The organism is Pseudomonas sp. MWU16-30322 (assembly GCF_020515535.1).
Lineage (GTDB): Bacteria > Pseudomonadota > Gammaproteobacteria > Pseudomonadales > Pseudomonadaceae > Aquipseudomonas > Aquipseudomonas fluorescens_H.
This window is the reverse complement of the sequence record NZ_JAIWYL010000002.1, coordinates 481,313-501,331: the sequence shown is the minus strand read 5'-3', so window position 1 is coordinate 501,331 and position 20,019 is coordinate 481,313. Positions and strand designations below refer to the sequence as shown.

The 20,019-nt window shown below is 61.1% G+C and carries 20 protein-coding genes; 5 read left to right on the top strand and 15 right to left on the bottom strand.

Annotated elements, in window-relative coordinates:
* Window positions 1-33: 33 nt before the first annotated feature.
* From LCH64_RS05310 to LCH64_RS05285, 6 genes are all read right to left on the bottom strand, one after another.
* Entirely contained in the window at window positions 34-1,473 is a 1,440-nt protein-coding gene (locus tag LCH64_RS05310) for a PLP-dependent aminotransferase family protein (protein ID WP_003226969.1), read from the bottom strand.
* Window positions 1,474-1,674: 201 nt separating this feature from the next.
* Window positions 1,675-2,487, bottom strand: a complete 813-nt coding sequence (locus LCH64_RS05305) for an OmpA family protein (RefSeq protein ID WP_103484710.1) — start codon at window positions 2,485-2,487, stop codon at window positions 1,675-1,677.
* Window positions 2,484-2,840 carry a DUF4398 domain-containing protein gene (locus LCH64_RS05300; protein ID WP_226499672.1) on the bottom strand — a complete coding sequence of 119 codons (357 nt, stop codon included), beginning with the start codon at window positions 2,838-2,840 and terminating at the stop codon, window positions 2,484-2,486. The genes LCH64_RS05305 and LCH64_RS05300 overlap by 4 nt, the downstream gene beginning before the upstream one ends.
* Before the next feature lie 9 nt (window positions 2,841-2,849).
* Window positions 2,850-3,671, bottom strand: coding sequence for a transporter substrate-binding domain-containing protein (locus tag LCH64_RS05295; protein WP_103521832.1), 822 nt, complete (start codon window positions 3,669-3,671; stop codon window positions 2,850-2,852).
* Between the two features lie 80 nt (window positions 3,672-3,751).
* A complete protein-coding gene (locus tag LCH64_RS05290; RefSeq protein WP_226499671.1) occupies window positions 3,752-4,681 on the bottom strand; it encodes an FAD-binding protein in 930 nt (309 codons plus the stop codon).
* Window positions 4,682-5,431, bottom strand: coding sequence for an electron transfer flavoprotein subunit beta/FixA family protein (locus LCH64_RS05285; protein ID WP_003226982.1), 750 nt, complete (start codon window positions 5,429-5,431; stop codon window positions 4,682-4,684).
* A gap of 524 nt (window positions 5,432-5,955) precedes the next feature.
* Between LCH64_RS05285 and LCH64_RS05280 the strand changes: the two genes are divergently transcribed.
* Entirely contained in the window at window positions 5,956-7,620 is a 1,665-nt protein-coding gene (locus LCH64_RS05280; protein ID WP_226499670.1) for an electron transfer flavoprotein-ubiquinone oxidoreductase, read from the top strand.
* 185 nt (window positions 7,621-7,805) lie between these two features.
* Here LCH64_RS05280 and LCH64_RS05275 read toward each other — a convergent pair whose 3' ends face one another.
* On the bottom strand, window positions 7,806-8,696 hold the full coding sequence (locus LCH64_RS05275) for an AraC family transcriptional regulator (protein WP_003226986.1): 891 nt from the start codon (window positions 8,694-8,696) through the stop codon (window positions 7,806-7,808).
* 190 nt (window positions 8,697-8,886) lie between these two features.
* Between LCH64_RS05275 and LCH64_RS05270 the strand changes: the two genes are divergently transcribed.
* Window positions 8,887-9,939 (top strand): NAD(P)-dependent alcohol dehydrogenase, encoded by a 1,053-nt coding sequence (locus LCH64_RS05270; RefSeq protein ID WP_095668610.1) that lies wholly within the window; start codon window positions 8,887-8,889, stop codon window positions 9,937-9,939.
* Here the strand turns inward: LCH64_RS05270 and LCH64_RS05265 are convergent.
* The 6 genes from LCH64_RS05265 to LCH64_RS05240 form a co-directional block, all read right to left on the bottom strand.
* Window positions 9,936-10,739 (bottom strand): IclR family transcriptional regulator, encoded by an 804-nt coding sequence (locus LCH64_RS05265; protein WP_045122581.1) that lies wholly within the window; start codon window positions 10,737-10,739, stop codon window positions 9,936-9,938. The two genes, LCH64_RS05270 and LCH64_RS05265, sit on opposite strands and share 4 nt — an antisense overlap.
* A 60-nt stretch (window positions 10,740-10,799) precedes the next feature.
* Entirely contained in the window at window positions 10,800-12,104 is a 1,305-nt protein-coding gene (locus tag LCH64_RS05260; RefSeq protein ID WP_226499669.1) for an MFS transporter, read from the bottom strand.
* A gap of 173 nt (window positions 12,105-12,277) precedes the next feature.
* A complete protein-coding gene (dgoD, locus tag LCH64_RS05255; RefSeq protein ID WP_003226991.1) occupies window positions 12,278-13,426 on the bottom strand; it encodes a galactonate dehydratase in 1,149 nt (382 codons plus the stop codon).
* Window positions 13,427-13,459: 33 nt separating this feature from the next.
* Window positions 13,460-14,080 carry a 2-dehydro-3-deoxy-6-phosphogalactonate aldolase gene (locus LCH64_RS05250; protein ID WP_226499668.1) on the bottom strand — a complete coding sequence of 207 codons (621 nt, stop codon included), beginning with the start codon at window positions 14,078-14,080 and terminating at the stop codon, window positions 13,460-13,462.
* A 19-nt stretch (window positions 14,081-14,099) separates the two neighbouring features.
* Window positions 14,100-15,089: a 2-dehydro-3-deoxygalactonokinase gene (locus tag LCH64_RS05245; RefSeq protein ID WP_226499667.1), complete on the bottom strand. Its 990-nt coding sequence runs from the start codon at window positions 15,087-15,089 to the stop codon at window positions 14,100-14,102.
* Window positions 15,090-15,287: 198 nt separating this feature from the next.
* The gene (locus LCH64_RS05240) at window positions 15,288-15,767 is read right to left on the bottom strand and encodes a GNAT family N-acetyltransferase (protein WP_003226995.1); all 480 of its coding nucleotides are present in this window, start codon (window positions 15,765-15,767) and stop codon (window positions 15,288-15,290) included.
* Between the two features lie 215 nt (window positions 15,768-15,982).
* On the opposite strand from LCH64_RS05240, the gene LCH64_RS05235 reads away from it, so the two are divergent.
* The 3 genes from LCH64_RS05235 to LCH64_RS05225 all read left to right on the top strand — a co-directional run bounded on the left by LCH64_RS05235 (window position 15,983) and on the right by LCH64_RS05225 (window position 17,377).
* Window positions 15,983-16,636, top strand: coding sequence for an HD domain-containing protein (locus LCH64_RS05235; protein ID WP_226499666.1), 654 nt, complete (start codon window positions 15,983-15,985; stop codon window positions 16,634-16,636).
* 97 nt (window positions 16,637-16,733) lie between these two features.
* Window positions 16,734-17,078 carry a hypothetical protein gene (locus LCH64_RS05230; protein WP_226499665.1) on the top strand — a complete coding sequence of 115 codons (345 nt, stop codon included), beginning with the start codon at window positions 16,734-16,736 and terminating at the stop codon, window positions 17,076-17,078.
* Window positions 17,079-17,122: 44 nt separating this feature from the next.
* Complete coding sequence (locus tag LCH64_RS05225; RefSeq protein ID WP_103484720.1) at window positions 17,123-17,377, top strand: hypothetical protein; 255 nt, start codon at window positions 17,123-17,125, stop codon at window positions 17,375-17,377.
* A 153-nt stretch (window positions 17,378-17,530) separates the two neighbouring features.
* Here LCH64_RS05225 and LCH64_RS05220 read toward each other — a convergent pair whose 3' ends face one another.
* Window positions 17,531-18,460, bottom strand: coding sequence for a PfkB family carbohydrate kinase (locus LCH64_RS05220; protein WP_226499664.1), 930 nt, complete (start codon window positions 18,458-18,460; stop codon window positions 17,531-17,533).
* On the bottom strand, window positions 18,453-19,919 hold the full coding sequence (locus tag LCH64_RS05215; RefSeq protein ID WP_226499663.1) for a cytosine permease: 1,467 nt from the start codon (window positions 19,917-19,919) through the stop codon (window positions 18,453-18,455). Before LCH64_RS05215 ends, LCH64_RS05220 begins: the two co-directional genes overlap by 8 nt.
* Window positions 19,920-20,019: the final 100 nt, after the last annotated feature.

The following is a 20,019-nucleotide window of genomic DNA, read 5'->3' as shown; positions in this document are numbered from 1 at the left end:
AGCGTCACAAGACAAGCATGACGCGCCACTCGTTCAGAATCCGCCAGCCGTTTCCTGACACAGTTGAGTCGCCAGCAAGCCGAGGGTCATCAGCGCCCTTTCCGCCTCGCGATTCCACGGCGTGCCGCAGTTCAGGCGGATGCAGTGGTTGAACTGCTCGGTATTACTGAAGATCAACCCCGGTGCAATGCTGATGCCCTGCTGCAATGCACGCACGTGCAATTCCTGGGTATTGACCCTGCCCGGCAGGCTCACCCAGAGGATGAAACCGCCCGTGGGCCGGGTCATTTGCGTGCCTTCGGGGAAGTACTGCTGCACCGCCAGCTGGAACGCGCTGAGGTTTTTCCGGTATTCCTGGCGGATGTACCGTAAATGCCGGTCATAACCGCCATTTTCCAGATAAGCGGCAATCGCCATCTGCGTGACGCTGCACGCCGAATGCGTGGTGAACGTCTGCAGACGCTGGATTTCCTGCTGATACTTGCCGGCGATCATCCAGCCGACCCGCACGCCCGGCGACAAGGTCTTGGAAAAACTCGAGCAGTAGATCACCCGATCCAGCCGATCGTAGGCCTTGAGGGCTTTGGTGCGGCCCTGTTCGAACATCAATTCGCCATAGATGTCGTCTTCGACGATCTGGATATCGAAATCCGAAGCCAGACGCAGCAGTTGTTTCTGCCGCTCTTCGGGCATGGTGCCACCCAGCGGATTGCTCAGCCGGGTGGTCAGCACCAGCGCCTTGATCGACCATTGGTTGGCGGCCAGTTGCAAGGCTTCCAGGCTCATGCCGGTGGCCGGGTCGCTGGGAATCTCGATCACTTTCAGGCCCAGCAGGTCGGCCAGTTGCAGCAGGCCGTAATAGGTTGGCGACTCGGCAGCGATCAAATCACCCGGACGGGTCAGCACCCGCAGCGACATCTGCAGCGCATCGACGCAACCGTGGGTGATCACCACTTCTGACGGATCGACCACCACGCCAGCATCGCGCATGCGGATCGCCACTTGCCGGCGCAGCGGTTCGAAACCGGGGCTGAACATGTAGCTGAAAGCGCGAGGGCTATGGAATCGGGTGACCTTGGCCAACTGCTGATGCAATGCGCGCACCGGGAGGTAATCGACACTCGGCACCGCCGCGCCCAACGGGAAAACCCCCTCGCGCCGCGATTCGACCAACACTTGCTGAATAATGCTGGCGCGGGTGACCAGGCCTGGGCGTTCGACCCGGGCGATATCCGGTGTCGGCGCCGTCAGGGCCGGGGTCTGGTGCACGTAGTAACCGGACTGCGGCCGTGCGCGGATCAGCCCCTGATCCTCGAGATTGGCGTAAGCCTGCAACACCGTTGCATGGCTGACATTGAGCTGCGAACTCATCTTGCGCACCGACGGCACGCGTTCGCCGGGCTGATAGACGCCGCGCCGGATATCTTCCGCCAGTTGTTGAGCAATACGTTGGTAGAGCAAGAGGTTGGTCATGACGCAGCACTCGATTTCACGGGCATTTTATTCTTGTGTGAAACAATACCGGAACAGTTTAGAAGTGTACTGGGACAGTTGCCACCATAGTCGACCGTACAGTGCAGTGTCAGCTACAACTGTACGGATTTGCGCGCTATTCGACAGACGTAAAAAAGCCCGGCGCTGCATGACAGGCCGGGCTTTCCAGAGACGCAGCCCTCAGCGGGCGGCGCCGAGCTGGCCTTTTTCGTCGGAAAACACAATTTCCACCCGACGGTTCTGTGCCCGCCCGCGCTCGGAAGCGTTGGCGTCCACCGGGTACTCGTCGCCGTAACCTTCGACCTGAATGCGCTTGTCCTCAATTCCGAGGTCCATCAACACATCGGCCACCGCTTGCGCGCGATCACGCGACAGCTTGAGGTTTTCCTGTTTGCCACCGGTGCTGTCGGTGTAGCCCTCGATACGCACCACGCGTTTCGGGTTGAGCTGCAGGAACTGCACGATCTTCAACACCACGCGATTGGCCGAGTTCTTCAGCTCCGCCTCGCCAGTATCGAACAGCACGTCACCGAGGGTCATCACCAGCCCGCGATCGGTTTGCGTGGTGGCCAGCGCGACGATCTGTTCTTCGAGCCACTTGCCCTGCTGCTGCACGCTCAGCAGTTTGGACTCACGCAGAGCCAGTTGCAGACGCTGGCGTTCCAGCTCGAGCTTCGCCGCGCGCTCTTCGTTGAGCACCAGGTTGGTGTGTTCGCGAGCGATTTCGCTGTAACGCTGACTCAGGTAGGCGTAATGCACCACGTCGGAGCCACTGCCCCAATAGGTCGACAGGCGATCGGCACGGGCCAGGGACTCACCGGCACGGATCACATCCTTGGGAGCGATGCGCAGCACATTGGAGTCTTCCTTGACCTTCTGGAAGTCGCTGCTGGCTTGTTGCAATGCGCTTTCACTGTGCTGACCGGCACACCCGAAAAGGCTCACGCAGCCAGCCAGAACCAACCCGCCAAGGGCTTTGGACTTGAGGCTCATTGGGCATCTCCCAGTTGCTTGCGCAGGCGGATGATGCGGGTGTTCAGCACGTTCAGTTGCTCTTCGCTCTTTTGCGTCAGCACCTTGGCTTCTGCCAGACGTGCGTCCAGCTCGGCCTGTTCGGAACGCATGCGGGCGTTCTTGTAAGACTCGTCGGCCATGTTGCCCTTGGCCCGGTTGAACTTGTCTTCAGCCAGTTTCATTTCCGGCATTTCATCGGCGGTCGCACCGACAGCCTTGGCCTGGGTGATGGCCTGCTCGGTCAGGCGCATTTGCTCGATGGGTGCCGGATCGTTGGCGCAGCCGGCCAGGGCCAGAACGGCCATGGCCGCGAAAAGAGGTCGAATACTCACTAAGAATCCCTACTGTTTTGGGGCACTGACAGATGGCTGCGGCTGTTGCTGCTGAGCCTTCCAGCGCTCGATGTTGCGTTGCAGCGCGGCTTCGGTCAGTCCGGACGCGGGCAATTCTGTCATCTTTTTAGCGAGCTGTCCGCGCAACCACGGATCGTTGCAGGCCGAGTTGTGCGAAACCGCGAGGAACAGCCCGGGTCGGTCGATTGGTTGCTCGAACGCCAGCAGATCATTGGCCATGCCCAATGCCTGCGCGGCAGCCATGCCCGAGTAGCGCCCGGCGAGTACATATTCGACTTCACCCAGCAGAAGTTTCTGAAAGGCCTGGGTGATGTTTGCCGTCCGGGTCAGGGTCAGATTCTGCTCGGCGAAAGTGCCGAATGCCTGGGTCATACGAGACTTTTCCGACAACCCGCCGGTGTGCCCGTGCAGATCCTTGGCTTCGCTGTAGACCAGCGTCGAGCCTTTGCGTGTCCACACCAGATAGTCGTTTTCCAGCAACGGCGGATAGATGTAGTCGAGGTTTTCCAGCTCGTTGAACATCAGCGGCGTGTCGGCCAGCATGTCCATGCGCCCGCTGCGCACCTCATCGAGGGCCTGCGAGCGTTTGCCGGCGTAGAGCAGTTCGACCTTGATCCCCAGATCCTTGGCCACTTGCTGCAACAGGTCGGCACTGGCGCCGATCAAGTGCCTGGGATTCTGCGGGTCCTGCCACAGGTACGGCGGCGCATCCGGGCTGCCGGTGACGACGAGGCGTTCACACTTGCCGGCAGCCGCAGCCATCCCCGGCAACAGGATCAATCCCAATAACAACCTGCGGCGCAGATCCATGGCAAAACGCTCCCACTCAAATCCCAGACAAAAAAAAGCCCGACCAGAAGGTCGGGCTCTTTATAAGTGAAGCCGCCGGATTAGACCAGCTTCTCCAGCTCAGGTACCGCTTCGAACAGATCCGCCACCAGACCGTAATCGGCTACCTGGAAGATTGGCGCTTCTTCGTCCTTGTTGATCGCAACGATCACTTTGGAGTCTTTCATGCCGGCCAAATGCTGGATCGCGCCGGAGATACCGACGGCGATGTACAGCTGTGGCGCAACGATCTTGCCGGTCTGACCGACCTGCATGTCGTTCGGTACGAAACCTGCGTCGACCGCAGCGCGCGAAGCACCGACGGCAGCGCCCAGCTTGTCGGCCAGGGCGTACAGGTGTTTGAAGTTGTCACCGTTCTGCATGCCGCGGCCGCCGGAAACGACGATCTTGGCAGCGGTCAGCTCTGGACGATCGGACTTGGCCAGTTCTTCGCTGACGAAGCTGGAAGTGCCGGCGTCGTGCGCAGCAGCAACCGCTTCAACGGCCGCCGAACCACCCTCAGCGGCAACCGGGTCGAAACCGGTGGCACGCACGGTGATCACTTTGATCGCAGCGGTCGATTGCACGGTAGCGATGGCGTTACCGGCGTAGATCGGACGCTTGAAGGTGTCGGCGCTTTCTACCGAGATGATCTCGGAGATCTGGTCAACGTCCAGTGCAGCGGCAACGCGCGGCAGGATGTTTTTGCCGTTGGACGTGGCGGCAGCCAGGATGTGGCTGTAGCCCTTGCCCAGCTCTGCAACCAGCGGAGCAACGTTTTCCGGCAGCTGATGCGCGTAAGCGACATTGTCAGCGTTCAGGACTTTGCTCACGCCAGCGATTTTCGCAGCGGCTTCAGCCACGGCGCCAGCGCCCTGACCTGCAACCAGCACATGGATGTCGCCGCCGATTTTGGCAGCCGCAGCCACGGTGTTCAGTGTGGCCGGGGCCAGCACTTTGTTGTCGTGTTCAGCAATAACCAAGATAGTCATTTAGATTACCTTCGCTTCGTTTTTCAGTTTCTCGACCAGTTCAGCCACCGACTTGACCTTGATGCCTGCGCTGCGTGCAGCCGGCGCTTCGACTTTCAGGGTCTTGTTGGTGGAGGCGGTGGAAACGCCCAAAGCGTCCGGAGTCAGCACTTCGAGAGGCTTCTTCTTGGCTTTCATGATGTTTGGCAGGGACGCATAACGCGGCTCGTTCAAACGCAGGTCGGTGGTGACGATCGCTGGCAGTTTCAGAGAAACGGTCTGCGCGCCGCCGTCGATTTCGCGGGTCACGGCAACGCTGTCGCCGGAGACTTCGACTTTCGAGGCGAAAGTGCCCTGACCGTAGCCGCTCAGTGCAGCGAGCATCTGGCCGGTCTGGTTGTTGTCGCTGTCGATGGCCTGTTTGCCCAGGATCACCAGTTGAGGCTGTTCCTTGTCGACCACTGCCTTGAGCAGCTTGGCCACGGCCAGCGAAGTCAGGTCTTCAGCGGATTCGACGAGGATGGCGCGGTCGGCACCCAGAGCCAGTGCGGTACGCAGCTGTTCCTGAGCGGTGGACGGGCCGATGGAGACGACGACGATTTCAGTCGCAACACCTTTCTCTTTCAGGCGTACGGCTTCTTCCACTGCGATTTCGCAGAACGGGTTCATCGACATCTTGACGTTGGCGAGGTCTACGCCGGAATTGTCCGCCTTGACGCGGACCTTGACGTTGTAATCCACAACGCGTTTGACAGCTACAAGAACCTTCATGGATTCCTCGTTACTCTCCGGTGAAAAGAAAGTCGCCTAGGCGAACCTGGCGGTTGATGCTCATCGGGCACAAGGGCACCTCTAAAAACGCCGGCTGGGGGCGATGACCGTTCGTCAGTGGTGACCAACGGGTCATTGAGTCGCACGGTGTGTAAACTGCGCGCCGGACTTGCGCTGCGCATCACCTTGTACTGCCTGTGCCCTGTCTTTAGAGGTGCTCTTGAAACCGCCAGTCTGCCTACGGCGAGCGCAAAACCGCCCGTATCTTGACCGGAACGCCTATTCCGGTCAATACGGCAAAATGGTCGTTCATAAGCCGCGCTTCTTTGATTTCTCTGGGCTGGAGCAGATTCAAACAAACGTTTGTATTGGACGCTCAGAGTGGTGTAGATATAATGCGCCGCCTAGAGAGAAAGGTGGTTTCCCATTATTACCCTTGACGTTAACGTAAAGGCAATAACGGATGCGACACCGAACCTCCAAATTAGAAAAAAAACTGTTGAGCCTTGAGTAGGAGATAGCCTGTGGAACGCGAATACATGGAATTCGACGTGGTCATCGTCGGTGCCGGCCCCGCTGGCCTGTCCGCCGCCTGCCGTCTGAAGCAGAAGGCCGCCGAAGCCGGTAAGGAAATCAGCGTCTGCGTGGTCGAAAAAGGCTCCGAAGTCGGCGCACACATCCTTTCCGGTGCCGTGTTCGAACCACGCGCTCTGAACGAACTGTTCCCGGACTGGAAAGAACTCGGCGCCCCGCTGAACACCCCGGTCACCCGCGATGACATTTTCGTGCTGAAAAACGCCGAAAGCGCGCAGAAAATTCCTGACTTCTTTGTGCCCAAGACCATGCACAACGAAGGCAACTACATTATTTCCCTCGGCAACCTGTGCCGCTGGCTGGCCCAGCAGGCCGAGAACCTGGGTGTAGAAATCTACCCGGGTTTCGCCGCTCAGGAAGCGCTGATCGACGAAAACGGCATCGTGCGCGGGATCATCACCGGTGATCTGGGCGTCGATCGCGAAGGCAATCCGAAAGAAGGCATGTACACCCCGGGCATGGAACTGCGTGGCAAGTACACGCTGTTCGCAGAAGGCTGCCGTGGTCACATCGGCAAGCAACTGATCAAACGCTACAACCTCGACAGCGATGCCGACGCCCAGCACTACGGCATCGGCCTGAAAGAAATCTGGGAAATCGACCCGGCCAAACACCAGCCAGGCCTGGTGGTGCACACCGCCGGTTGGCCGCTGGACATCATGGGCACCGAAAACACCGGTGGCTCGTTCCTCTATCACCTGGAAAACAACCAGGTGGTCGTCGGCCTGATCGTTGACCTGTCCTACAGCAACACCTACCTGTCGCCGTTCGACGAGTTCCAGCGCCTCAAGCATCACCCGGTGCTGGCTCAGTACCTGGAAGGCGGCAAGCGCGTCAGCTACGGCGCCCGCGCGATCTGCAAGGGTGGCCTGAACTCGCTGCCGAAAATGGTCTTCAAGGGCGGCGCGCTGATCGGTTGCGACCTCGGCACCCTGAACTTCGCCAAGATCAAAGGCAGCCACACTGCGATGAAGTCCGGCATGCTCGCCGCTGAATCGGTGGCCGACGCACTGTTCGCCGAGAAGGATGGCACTGAAGAGCTGACCTCCTACGTCGATGCGTTCAAGAAGAGCTGGCTCTACGACGAATTGTTCGCCAGCCGCAACTTCGGCCCGGCGATCCACAAGTTCGGCGCGATCGTCGGCGGCGGTTTCAACTGGCTGGACCAGAATATCTTCGGCGGCAAACTGCCGTTCACCCTGCACGACACCAAGCCGGATTACGCCTGCCTGAAGCTCGCGGCCGACTGCAAGAAGATCGACTATCCGAAGCCGGACGGCAAACTCAGCTTCGACAAACTGAGCTCGGTGTTCATCTCCGGTACCAACCACGAAGAAGAACAGCCGTGCCACCTGAAGCTCACCGACCCGAGCATCCCGATCAGCAAGAACCTGCCGCTGTACGATGAACCGGCGCAGCGCTACTGCCCGGCCGGCGTGTACGAAGTGATCACCAAGGAAGACGGCGAAAAACGCTTCCAGATCAACGCCCAGAACTGCGTGCACTGCAAAACCTGTGACATCAAGGACCCTTCGCAGAACATCACCTGGGTCACGCCGGAAGGCGCTGGCGGCCCGACTTACCCGAACATGTAAGCTGAACCGCTGAACATCAAGGCTCCCGAAATGGGGGCCTTTTTGTTGCCCACCATTTCTTGTTGCACCACAAAATCACTGTAGGAGTAAGCCTGCTCGCGATAGCGGTGTGTCAGTCAACGATGATGCTGACTGACACACCGCTATCGCGAGCAGGCTCACTCCTACAAGGGATTTGCGCAGACTCAGGCTACGCGCTCATCACCAGGGCTACGCTCAAAGTAGCGCTTGTACTCACGACTGAACTGCGACGTACTCTGATACCCCACCCGATGCGCCACCTGCGCCACGCCCAGCCCTTCGGCCACCAGCAACGTCTGCGCCTTGAGCAACCGCAAGCGCTTCAGATACTGCACTGGCGACAACAGCGTGCTGCGCTTGAAGTGCTCATGGAACGACGAAACACTCATGTTGGCGCACCCGGCCAATGTCTCGACATTCAGCGGCTCGGTGTAATGCGCATGCAGATGGCTGATCGACGCCGCCACCCGGGCAAACTGCCCCTGCTGTTCCACCAACGCGCGCAACACATCGGCCTGCGGCCCGCGCAGCGCGGTGAACAACAATTCACGCACCCGCGCCGGCCCGAGAATCTGCCGCTCCAGCGGATCATGCAGGCAACGCAGCAAGCGTTCGACACAACCACGCATGTCATCGTCGAGCACCACGGAGGTCATCGACTCCGGGGTCTGCGCCGGAATGTGCCGCCCCGGCGCCAGCCCCATGGCCAGCACCAGTTCGCCGAGCAACACCCGGTCGATGGCCACCGACACTCCGAGCAACGGCGCATCCGGCAAGGCAAAGGTTTCGCACTCGAACGGCACCGGCAGCGCCTGAATCAGGTAATGCCCGGCGCCATACTCCATGGTGCGCGGGCCGAGGAACGCCAGTTTGCTGCCCTGAGCGATGATCATCAGGCTCGGCTCATAAATGTGCGGGCCACGCGCCACGTCGCAACTGGCACGCAATACCTGCACGCCGGGCAGCCCGGTCTGGCTGTAACCATCGCGGAGCGCCAGCGGCTCGATCAGCGAAACCAGCGTGGCATTGGCATCAAGGTGACGGGTCAACTGCATCGGAGGGGTCTTCAAAAAAGTCACGGAAAAAGGCATGCAAGCATCATCGCAGATCCTTTTGCCAATGCGCTTGCCCAGACCTGCATGCCGGAGGATTAGGCATGAGACCCGGAGGAATCGTCATGGCCGCAGCAGCAGACGGCGCCCAAAATGCGCCACCTCACCTGTCACTGCTTCTGCGAGGTTCCTCATGTACACCGCTATCGGTTATGCCGCCCAATCGGCCACCACTCCCCTCGCCCCGATGAAATTCGAACGCCGCAGCCCACGCGCTGACGACGTGGCGATCGAGATCCTCTACTGCGGCGTCTGCCACTCCGACATCCACCAGGCGCGCAACGAATGGGGCATCGCCGTTTATCCGTTGATGCCCGGCCATGAGATCGTCGGCAAAGTCACCGCCATTGGTGCGAATGTCACCCAACATAAAGTCGGCGATCTGGTCGGCGTCGGCTGCATGGTCGACTCCTGCCGCACCTGCGCCGCCTGCCAGCAGAACCTCGAGCAATACTGCCTCGAAGGCCCGACCATGACCTACGCCACCCCGGACCGGGTCGATGGCAGCAACACCATGGGCGGCTATTCGGACAGCATCGTCGTCAGCGAGCACTTCGTCGTGCGCATCCCTGAAAAGCTGGATCTGGCCAGCGCTGCGCCGATTCTCTGTGCCGGCATCACCACCTACTCGCCGCTCAAGCACTACGGCGTCAAGGCCGGTGACAAGGTCGGGATTCTCGGCATGGGCGGCCTCGGCCACATGGGCATCAAGTTCGCCAAGGCGCTGGGCGCGGAAGTGACGCTGTTCACCCGTTCGGCGAGCAAGGCCGAGGAAGGTCGTCGGCAGGGCGCCGATCATGTGATCGTCTCCACCGATGCCGAACAGATGGCTGCCGCTGCAGGCCGGTTCGACTTCCTGCTGGACACCATTCCGGTGCAGCACGACCTCAACCCGTACCTGCAAACCCTGCGCTTTGATGGCGTGCACATTCTGGTCGGCCTGATCGAACCGATCGACCCGCCGGTACATGCTGCCAACCTGGTGCTGGGACGCCGCGTGCTGGCCGGTTCGCTGATCGGCGGCATCGCCGAAACCCAGGAAGTGCTGGATTTCTGCGCCGAGCACAACATCACCTGCGACATCGAAATGCTCGACATCCGCCAGATCAACGAGGCTTACGCGCGGATGATCGCCGGTGACGTGAAGTATCGCTTCGTGATCGACATGGCGACGCTGAAGCTTTAAACCTTCAGACCGAGTTCTGCCGAGAGCCGGGCTGTGACCCCTTTGATCAGGGGAATCAGCTCGGCCATTTTTTCCAGCGGCATGTACGGCACGGTGCTGGCGATGCTGATCGCCGCCACAATCCGCTTGCTCGCATCGCGAATCGGCGCCGCCACGCAGCGGATCGACGGTTCGTTGTCTTCCAGATCGAACGCGTAGCCGCCGGCCACGTACTCGGTCATGCGCTGTTCGAGCTGTTCCCACGACTGCTGCGGATGCTGCGGCCAGAACTGACTTTTCCCACCCGCCGGCAGGCTGATGTCGTACAGCCGCTGCCAATCCTGCGGCGAATCATCGAGCATCAACGCCTTGCCGATCCCGGTGCGCGCCAGCGGCATCCGGTGGCCGACCCGCGAACGCATTTCCGGGCCGTTACGCCCCGGATTCTTCAGCAGGTACAACACCTCGTCGCCCTCACGAATGCCCAGGTGCACGGTGTCCCCGGTCAGCGCCGACAACTCGTCCAGGTACGGCCCGGCCAGACTCACCAGCGGCAACTCTTCGCGCGCCTGAAACCCCAGCTCGATCAGCTTCGGCCCCAGCAGATAGCCGATTTGCGGCACCACGCGCAGATAGCGCTCGTCGACCAGGCAACTGGCCAGACGATGGGTGGTGCTGCGCGTGGTGCCGATCAGCCGGGCGATCTCTTTCAGATCGCGGGCGCCACTGGCCACCGCCTGCACCACACCCAGTCCGCGAAGCAGCGTCTGGGTGCCGGTGGGCGCGGCGTCCTTGGTTTTTTCCGGGGCGTCTTCCTGCATATCCAGCCTTTACCGTTGAGCGAGGGAACGGGCGGCATTATGGTCGCCCGACGCAGACGACTACAACTCGATACGCTCGACCTTGCCTACCAGCAGCACGTAGGACAATGCACCGATCAGCGCCAGCACCGCGATGTAGGTGATCGCGGGAGCGAACGAATCACCGCTGGCGAGGAACCCGATGACAATCGGCGTGGCAATCGCCGACAGGTTGCCGATGAAGTTGAACACCCCACCGGTCAAGCCGAGCAAACGCGCCGGAGCCAGGGTCGAGACCAGCGACCAGGTGATCGAGGCCAGACCATTGCCGAAAAACGCCAGCGCGAGGAAGGCAATCACCAACGGTGTCGATTCAACGAAATTGGCGCCGATGATCGAAGTGGAAATCAACAGTCCGCCAATGATCGGCAACTTGCGCGCGAAGCCCACGCTGCAGCCACGGCGGATCAACAGGTCGGAAAAGAACCCCGAGCACAGCACACCCACGAACGCCGCGAGAAACGGCAGCGAGGCCAACAGGCCGGACTTGATGAAGTCCATGCCACGGTATTTCACCAGGTAAGTCGGGAACCATGTCAGGAAGAACCACAGCGTCGAGTTCAGGCAGAACTGGCCAAGGTAGATGCCCCACAACTTGCGCTTGCTCAGGACTATGCCGAGATCGGTCCAACTGAACGAGGCCTTGACGGTTTGCGCTTGAATATCCACCAGTCCGCCACCCTCACGGATCAGATCGATTTCCGCGTCGTTGGCACCTTTGAAATCACGCGGTTCGCGATACACCGCGTACCAGATGGCCGCCCAGATAATGCCCGCCACACCGGTCGCGACAAACACCATGTGCCAGCCGAACTCATGTTGCAGCCAGGCCAGCACCGGAGTCAGAAACGCCAGGCCGACAAACTGCCCGGAGGTGTAGAAACCAATCGCCGTGGCCCGCTCACGCTCGGGAAACCAGGTGGTCACCACGCGGCTGTTGATCGGATAGGCCGGTGCTTCCAGCGCGCCGACCGCCATGCGCAAGACGAACAGGGCAATGAAGCTCGCGGCGAAGCCGAGCAGCACCGTGGCCAGCGACCACAGCAGCAGCGCGACGCTATACAAAATGCGCGGCGGCACCCGATCCACCAGCCAGCCACCGGGGATCTGCATCGCGGCGTAGGTCCAGCCAAACGCGGAGAAAATCAGCCCGACGTGAACCGGATCAATGCCCAGCTCGCTGGTCAGCGCGGGCGCGGCAATCGACAGGTTGCTGCGGTCGAGGTAGTTGATGACCACGGTGATGAACAGCAACACCATGATGAAAAACCGCTTGCGGCTAGGCGTGACTAATGACGCCTGCCCGGTGAGGGTTTGCGTTGGCATGGGGGGGTGCCTCTTTTTATGATTATTTGAGGTCGGCCTGAGGCCTTGCACTAATCCCTGTAGGAGTGAGCCTGCTCGCGATTCGGTGGCACATCCGGCATTGATGTGTCAGACAAGACGCCATCGCGAGCAGGCTCACTCATACAGGAGATTTGTGGTGGGTCAAAAGGGACTCACCACTCGGCAAAACTGCCATCGGCATGGCGCCAGATCGGGTTGCGCCAGCGGTGGCCGACCGCCGCGCGTTCGATCACGTATTCCTCATTGATCTCGATGCCCAGCCCCGGCCCGTTCGGAATCTTCACGAAGCCCTGGTCATAGTCGAACACCCGTGGATCCTTCACATAGTCGAGCAAGTCGTTGCTCTCGTTGTAATGGATGCCCAGGCTTTGCTCCTGAATGAACGCGTTATAGCAAACCGCATCCAGCTGCAGGCACGCCGCCAGCGCGATTGGCCCCAGCGGACAATGCAGCGCCAGCGCCACGTCGTAGGCTTCGGCCATGTTGGCGATCTTGCGGGTTTCGGTGATACCGCCGGCATGCGAGGCATCCGGCTGGATGATGTCGACGTAGCCTTCGCTCAGCACCCGCTTGAAATCCCAGCGCGAGAACAGCCGCTCACCCAGGGCAATCGGCGTGCTGGTCAGCGGCGCCAGCTCTTTCAGCGCTTCGTAGTTTTCGCTGAGCACCGGCTCTTCGATGAACATCAGTTTGTACGGGTCGAGTTCCTTCATCAGCACCTTGGCCATGGGTTTGTGCACCCGGCCATGGAAGTCGACGCCGATACCGACGTTCGGCCCGACCGCATCACGCACAGCGGCGACGTTGGCCAGGGCCAGATCGACTTTCTCGAAGGAATCGAGGAACTGCAGCTCTTCGGTGCCGTTCATTTTCACCGCAGTAAAACCCCGGCTCACCGCCTCTTTCGCGGCGCGTGCGGTGTCGGCCGGACGGTCGCCACCGATCCACGAATACACGCGAATCTTGTCGCGCACCTGACCGCCAAGCAGATCGCTGACCGAGACGCCGAGGGCCTTGCCCTTGATGTCCCACAGCGCCTGATCGATACCGGCCAGCGCACTCATGTGGATCGCGCCGCCGCGGTAGAAGCCGCCGCGGTACAGCACGGTCCAGATGTCCTCGATATTGCGTGGGTCTTTGCCGATCAGATAGTCGGACAATTCTTCAACGGCAGCGGCGACGGTGTGCGCGCGGCCTTCGACCACAGGCTCGCCCCAACCGGTCACACCCTCATCGGTTTCGACCTTGAGGAAGCACCAGCGCGGCGGGACGATGAAGGTGGTGAGTTTGGTGATTTTCATCTTCTTGTCTCTCTTATAGATGCGCCAGAAAGGTTAGCGAAGGGCTTTCCAGGCGGCGACGTAAGCCTTGGCATTGACGGCAACTTGCTCAACGCTCATGCCCGGTTTGAACAGTCCGGAACCGAGGCCGAAACCTTTCACGCCAGCGTCGATGAACGCTTGCATGTTGTCCGGGGTGATCCCGCCGACCGGCGCCAGCACCGTCCCGGACGGCAACACCGCGAGCCACGCCTTGACCACCGCCGGGCTCATCTGCTCGGCCGGGAACAGCTTGAGAATGTCCGCGCCCTCCACCAGCGCCGCGAACGCTTCGGTCGGTGTCGCGACACCCGGCGACAGGTACAGTCCCGCCGCTTTCGCTGCGCGCAGAACCCTGGCATCGCTGTGTGGCATGACGATCACCTGGCCGCCGGCCTCTTTCACCAACTCGACCTGCTCCGGGGTCAGCACCGTGCCGGCACCGATCAGGCAATCGGCGGGCAAGGTCTGACGCAGGATGCGGATACTTTCGTACGGCGACGGGGAATTGAGCGGTACTTCGATGACGCGAAATCCGGCTGCATACAGGACTTCTCCGACAGCGGCGGCTTCCTGCGGATGCAGGCCACGCAGGATCGCGATCAGACCGTTTTGTGCCAGTGCTTGTTTGAGCATGTCAGGCCTCCAGTCAGGGTTAACGGGATGAGGAATCGAGCAGTCCGGCGGCCAGCGCCAGTTGCCACAGACCGCGCTCGGTGGCCTGCTCGGCCAGCGTGATCCGGGCGAAACCGCAGGCATCGAGGGCCCGGCCGTAGCGGGCGCAGAGTTGCGCGTTGCCGATGAGGACGATCGAAGGCAGATGCACGCTGTTGCGTCGGCGGCGCTGAGCCGTGGCGAGTGCAGCGAGTTCATGGCCGATCAACAGGCCGGACAAATAGTCAGGTTGTGCACTGGCGTCGAGTTCGCCGGTCAGGCCCAGCGTGCGGGCACTGAACAGCGTCGATAGCACGCCCAGCTCGCCGTCCGCCGACAGCGCCACTTGCACGCCACGGTCAAACGCCGGGCCATCGAAAGCCCCGCCGTGCTGTTGGGTACGACCCAGAATGCTGTGATGACTGAGTACGGCGAACACTTCGCCGGTCATGAAGGTGTCGAAATGAGTGATGCAGCCATCGACCACTTCCACCCACTTTGAATGGCTGCCCGGCAGACCGATCAACAGATCGTCGCCCGCCTCGAGCGGCAAATTCTGCAGTGCGCCGAGGACCTGGGTTTCTTCGCCGCGCATCACGTTGGGCAAGTGCGAACGCTGAATCACGCCCGGCACGATGTGCACCCGCGTGCCGCGCAGACTGACCAGGGTTTGTAGGGAGTTTCCGAGATTGGCGACGTTCGCCGGCGTTTCGCAGTAGGCCGCTTCGCGCCAGCCCTGAGCGCTGCCGACCATGCCGCAAGCGATCACTGGCAGATCCGGCTGCGCATCGAGCCAGTCGCCGCACGCGTCTTCGAAGGCCAGTTCAAAACCGTCGGCGCATTCACGACCGTTGATGACTCGCGGCGTCTGCGGTAACTGCATGATCCCGGACGACAGCGCACGCTGCTCCAGCACCACTGCGCCCGCCGCGAGTTTGTAAGCACGTAATGAGGTCGTCCCCCAGTCGAGCGCGATCAATTGCGCCTGCATCGCTTCACCTGTTTTGTTTTTGGCAGTGAGTGCGATGGACTATAAACCTTGGCGCAGGAACATCTCAATATATAAATATCATTCCCATATTGTGGGAAATTAACAAAAAAAGATCGCAGGCTTCGGCAGCTCCTACAGAGGCTGGTCAAGTCTTCTGTAGGAGCTGCCGAAGGCTGCGATCTTTTCCTGAAGGATCACCTACCCTTCGGCAAACTCACGCAACACCTTGCCATCCATGCGATAGCGCACCCACTCTTCCTGCGGTTGCGCGCCGAGGGATTTGTAGAACTCGATGGCCGGGGTGTTCCAGTCCAGCACGCTCCATTCGAAGCGTCCGCAGTCATTGGCACAGGCGATTTTCGCCAGATGCCGCAGCAGGGTTTTGCCGGCGCCGCCGCCGCGTTGCTCGGGGGTGATGTAGAGGTCTTCGAGGTACAGGCAGTTGCTGCCGAGCCACGTCGAATAGCTGAAGAAGAACACCGCAAAACCGATCGGCACACCGTCACGCAGGCAGATCAGGCCGTGGGCGGTGGCGCCCTCGCTGAACAGGCTGCGCTCGATGTCGGTGACACTCGCAATGACTTCGTGGCGGGCCTTTTCGAAATCTGCCAGTTCGGTGATGAAGGCGAGGATTTGCGGTGCATCGCTGGGGGTCGCCGGGCGGATTTCGATCGTCATGGACGGGCCTTGTCGGAAAAGGAAAACGCCATACTAAGGCCGTGGACGGCGCTCGTCACATGGCAACACAGAGAATATCCTGCTCCGCTAGTGCAATGTGGGAGCAGGCTTGCTCGCGAATGCGGTCTGACAGACAACAATGATGGTGACTGGATTGATGCCTTCGCGAGCAAGCCCGCTCCCACAGGGAACTTCGACAATCTGAAAGGATGCTCATGAACACTGAGATTTTTATGCCCGTGGAGGCGCTCGCAGCAGCACTGCTGCCCCACGCCCTCGAACCCGGCGACGACGGCGCCCACGACCTCGCCCACCTGCAACGGGTCTGGCACAACGCGCGCACCTTGCAGGCTGAGGAAGGTGGCGACCTGGAAGTGTTGCTCGCCGCCGTGCTGCTGCACGACTGCGTGTCCGTGGAAAAAAACTCGCCGCTGCGCTCGCAGGCTTCGCGTCTCGCCGCAGAAAAAGCCGCCAATGTGCTGGCCGATCTGGATTGGCCCGAAAGCAAAATCAGCGCCGCCACCCACGCCATCGAAGCCCACAGTTTTTCCGCCAACATCACCCCGCTGACCCTCGAAGCGAAACTGGTCCAGGACGCCGACCGTCTCGACTCGCTGGGCATGCTCGGCGTTGCCCGCACCTTCTACGTCGCCGGACGCATGGGCAGTGCGTTGTATGACCCTGTCGACCCCGAAGCCAAAGCACGCGACTACGACGACACGCGCTTTTGCCTCGACCACTTCCAGACCAAACTGCTGCACCTGGCCGATGGTTTCCAGACCGTCGCCGGTCAGCGTCAGGCACAGGTCCGGCATCAGCGCCTGAAGGGTTTCATGGAGCAGTTCAAGGAAGAAATCGGCCTCGACTGACAGTCCTGCGTCACGACCGTTCGTCGTTCATCAGGCACCAATCCGATTCAAGGGCAGACCAACAACAGGTAAGGATTCCAATCACTGGAGAAGCCCTATGATCTCGTCAAGGTTGACTGCCCTCGTATTCAGCGCCCTGCTCTGCCCAGCGGTGTTCGCCGCGTCCACCACCGCAGCGGGCACAGGCCCCACCGACCCGGTTCCACCGCCACGCGCACCCGCCATCAACAGTGCCCCCGGCATGAACACCGATGGCTCGGGCGTGCCGTTGATCAACCAGCCACCCGCCACCGGCACCGATCCGCGCACCCAAGGCAGTGATCCCGGTCGCCAGGGCGGCATGAATACGCCAGATTCCCCTGCTACGCCTGACAACTCGGGCGTTGGAATCGGTTCCAAAACCACCACTGGTGGGTCGGGCTCCGAAGGGTCCGGCCAGTAGTTCGCCGACGCGAGCGTCCTATTCACATCCATGAAGAGGTAACCATGAACGTCGATAAAAACCTGGAAAAAGAAGTCCTCACCCGCCTGCTGCATGCCCATCCGAGCGGATTGGGCAAAGAGGTGCTGGACAACTATCGCGGTGAGAAAGTCGTGGCCAGCGCCCTCGCCTCCTTGCAGGATCGCGGACTGATCCACCATGGTCATGTGACCTGCAACGAGGCCGGCGAACACTCGTTGAATTTGCCGATCAAGCTCAGTGCGGCAGGGGTTGAAGCGGCGAGAAAGCTCGAAAGCTGACGGTAGATCTGCAAGCAGCTGAGTTCTGTTGGAGCTGCTGCAGGATGTGATCTTTCAAGAGCAAAAGATCGCAGCCGGCGGCAGCTTCTACAGTGGGTTTTGTGATCGACGCGAATCCCATGTGGGAGCGGGCTTGCTCGCGAAGGCGGTCGATCAATCGCCGCAGGACTCACTGATAAACGCGTCCACCTCGGCAGCCCCCGGCGCTGTCGCCGGCCCCCAACGCGTCACCGCCAAAGCCGCCGCCGCATTCGCCCGCCGCGCCGCCTCGTGCGCGTTCAAACCCTGCGCCAATCCGGCGACAAACACCCCGGCATGGGCATCACCCGCGCCGTTGCTGTCCAGCGCTTTCACGGCAAATCCCGGCACATGCCGACGCTCGCCACGCTGCTGAATCCAGCAGCCCTGCGGCCCGTCGCGCACCACCATCAGCACATCCTTCGGCAGATGATCCGCCAACCGGTCCAGCGCTTGAGCAATGTCAGTCGCCTCGGTAAAGCGCAGCGCTTCGACGCTGTTGCTGGTCCACACATCGATGCGCGGCAGCAGCGCCTGGATCAACGGCGAGTCCGGCGACTCGACCAACGGCCCCGGATCGAACACCACGTTGATCGCCTGCGGCAGCGCCAGCGTCCAGTCCAGCAGCGATTGCGCCTTGCCTGCATGCAGCAGGCTGTAACCGCTGACGTAGACATAATCGCCCGCCTCGGCGGCCACGCTGTTCAGGTCGTCCGGCGTCACCTCGCCTTCGGCGCCGATGTAGGAAATGAAACTGCGTTCGGCCGATGAGTCGGTCAGCGCCACACACAAACCGGTGTCGCGCTGCGCCGCTTGTTCGATGCCGATGTGGATGCCTTCAGCGGTCATCGCCTGGCGCGCCAGATCACCGAAACGCCCGGTACCGTGGCGACCGAGATAGACCACCGGCAAACCATTACGCACGGCAGCCGCCATCACGTTGAAACCGCCGCCAGCCTCGAACGCGGCAGACTGCGCCAGCACATCGCCACCGATTTGCGGTAGCTGATCCACGGCCATGACCAGGTCGATGATGACCTGGCCGGTGTGCAACATCTTAGGCATGAGCATTCTCGACTTGCGCGGCGCGGCGATCTTTTGCCCCGCCGAGGACCAGGTAAATGCCACCGGCCACCACGAAGGTCACGATCCAGCCCAGACCGTTGTGGCCCAGCCACGAGTCGGACAAGAAGCCCTTGAACCAGACGTTCTCGGCCGTGGTGCCGATGGTGGTAAAGCTGAAGCCGAGCACGATGGCAATCGCCCACGCGCTGAACGCGCGCCACTCGATGCCGCCGCGATACCAATAGGCGCTGCTCGGGCTGACGTCGAGCAGGTCTTTGGGGCTGTAGTAGTGACGATGAAGCAGGTCAACGACGAAGATCCCGACCCACGCGGTGATCGGCACCGCCAGCAGCGAAATGAAGGTGATGAACGGGCCGTAGAAGCTGTCGGCAATCAGCATGAAGTAGATCGAACCGGCGAAGATCGCCACGATGTCGACCACTACCGCGTAGACGCGTTTGACCTTCAGGCCGAGGGTCAGCGTGGTCAAACCGGCGGAGTACACCGAGAGGTTGTTCGACAGCAGCAGGCCACCGAATGCGGTGATCAGGTACGGCACGGCCATCCACGTCGGCAGCATGTCGCGGATGGCCACGATCGGATCAGTCGCCGAGGCGAGATCGTTGTTGCCGACCGACAGCAGGCCGCCGAGGGTGATCAGCAACACCAGCGGAATCCCCGCGCCGAACGCTGCCGAAGCGACCAGCCGCACAGCCTTGACGCTGCGGTGCTGATAGCGCGACATGTCGGCGCCGGCGTTGGCCCAGCCGATCCCGGTGCCGGCGGCCATGGTGCCGATGCCGATGATCATCGCGCTCATCGGCGCAGGGGTGGCGTTGAATACGGCGCTCCAGTCGATGGTGGCGCAGAGGAAGCCACCGACCAGAATGTTCAACGCACCGAACACGTAGGTCGCCCACTTCTGGATCACCAGCAAGGTGGCGTGGCCGAGGCCGGAAACCGACAGGGTCAGCAGCACGAAAATCGCGATGAAAATCAGCGTGAGCACCGGCGCGCTTTTCGCTTCCACTGGGGAGCCGAACAGGATCGAGCACAACGACAGCAACACGAACGCGGCGGTGGTGGTGTTGACGGTTTCCCAGCCCAGCCGCGACATCAGCGAGACCAGCGTCGGGCCGATGTTGCCGCGTACGCCGAAGATCGCCCGCGACAGCGTCAGGCTCGGCGCACGGCCTCGGCGGCCGGCAATCGAGATGATCCCGACTACAGCGAACGAACCGGCGGCGCCGACAATCGCGACGATGATCGCCTGCCAGATCGCCAACCCGCGAAACGCCACCAGCGTGGCACCCAGCGGCAGACCGAGAATGGAAATGTTGGCGGCGAACCAGACCCAGAACAGTTGCAGCGGATGACCGTTGCACTCGGCTTCCGGTACCGGCTCGATACCGCGTGTTTCCAGCTGCCCGGCGCTTGGCCCGGCGTTTGATGAACTCATGAACAGTGCTCCTGTTTGCCTTTATTGTGGTTGTGGCAATGACTCAATAAAACTTGCTTTTGTGGCGAGGGAGCTTGCTCCCGCTCGGCTGCGAAGCAGT

Coding starts and splice junctions, on each gene's coding strand:
- LCH64_RS05270 (WP_095668610.1), top strand. CDS start 8,887: ATGTACACCGCTATCGGTTATGCCGCCCAATCGGCCACCACTCCCCTC.
- LCH64_RS05305 (WP_103484710.1), bottom strand. CDS start 2,487: ATGAGCCTCAAGTCCAAAGCCCTTGGCGGGTTGGTTCTGGCTGGCTGC.
- LCH64_RS05220 (WP_226499664.1), bottom strand. CDS start 18,460: ATGCCTAAGATGTTGCACACCGGCCAGGTCATCATCGACCTGGTCATG.
- LCH64_RS05235 (WP_226499666.1), top strand. CDS start 15,983: ATGAACACTGAGATTTTTATGCCCGTGGAGGCGCTCGCAGCAGCACTG.
- LCH64_RS05310 (WP_003226969.1), bottom strand. CDS start 1,473: ATGACCAACCTCTTGCTCTACCAACGTATTGCTCAACAACTGGCGGAA.
- LCH64_RS05260 (WP_226499669.1), bottom strand. CDS start 12,104: ATGCCAACGCAAACCCTCACCGGGCAGGCGTCATTAGTCACGCCTAGC.
- LCH64_RS05230 (WP_226499665.1), top strand. CDS start 16,734: ATGATCTCGTCAAGGTTGACTGCCCTCGTATTCAGCGCCCTGCTCTGC.
- LCH64_RS05275 (WP_003226986.1), bottom strand. CDS start 8,696: ATGCAGTTGACCCGTCACCTTGATGCCAATGCCACGCTGGTTTCGCTG.
- LCH64_RS05285 (WP_003226982.1), bottom strand. CDS start 5,431: ATGAAGGTTCTTGTAGCTGTCAAACGCGTTGTGGATTACAACGTCAAG.
- LCH64_RS05290 (WP_226499671.1), bottom strand. CDS start 4,681: ATGACTATCTTGGTTATTGCTGAACACGACAACAAAGTGCTGGCCCCG.
- LCH64_RS05265 (WP_045122581.1), bottom strand. CDS start 10,739: ATGCAGGAAGACGCCCCGGAAAAAACCAAGGACGCCGCGCCCACCGGC.
- LCH64_RS05295 (WP_103521832.1), bottom strand. CDS start 3,671: ATGGATCTGCGCCGCAGGTTGTTATTGGGATTGATCCTGTTGCCGGGG.
- LCH64_RS05215 (WP_226499663.1), bottom strand. CDS start 19,919: ATGAGTTCATCAAACGCCGGGCCAAGCGCCGGGCAGCTGGAAACACGC.
- LCH64_RS05225 (WP_103484720.1), top strand. CDS start 17,123: ATGAACGTCGATAAAAACCTGGAAAAAGAAGTCCTCACCCGCCTGCTG.
- LCH64_RS05245 (WP_226499667.1), bottom strand. CDS start 15,089: ATGCAGGCGCAATTGATCGCGCTCGACTGGGGGACGACCTCATTACGT.
- dgoD (WP_003226991.1), bottom strand. CDS start 13,426: ATGAAAATCACCAAACTCACCACCTTCATCGTCCCGCCGCGCTGGTGC.
- LCH64_RS05250 (WP_226499668.1), bottom strand. CDS start 14,080: ATGCTCAAACAAGCACTGGCACAAAACGGTCTGATCGCGATCCTGCGT.
- LCH64_RS05240 (WP_003226995.1), bottom strand. CDS start 15,767: ATGACGATCGAAATCCGCCCGGCGACCCCCAGCGATGCACCGCAAATC.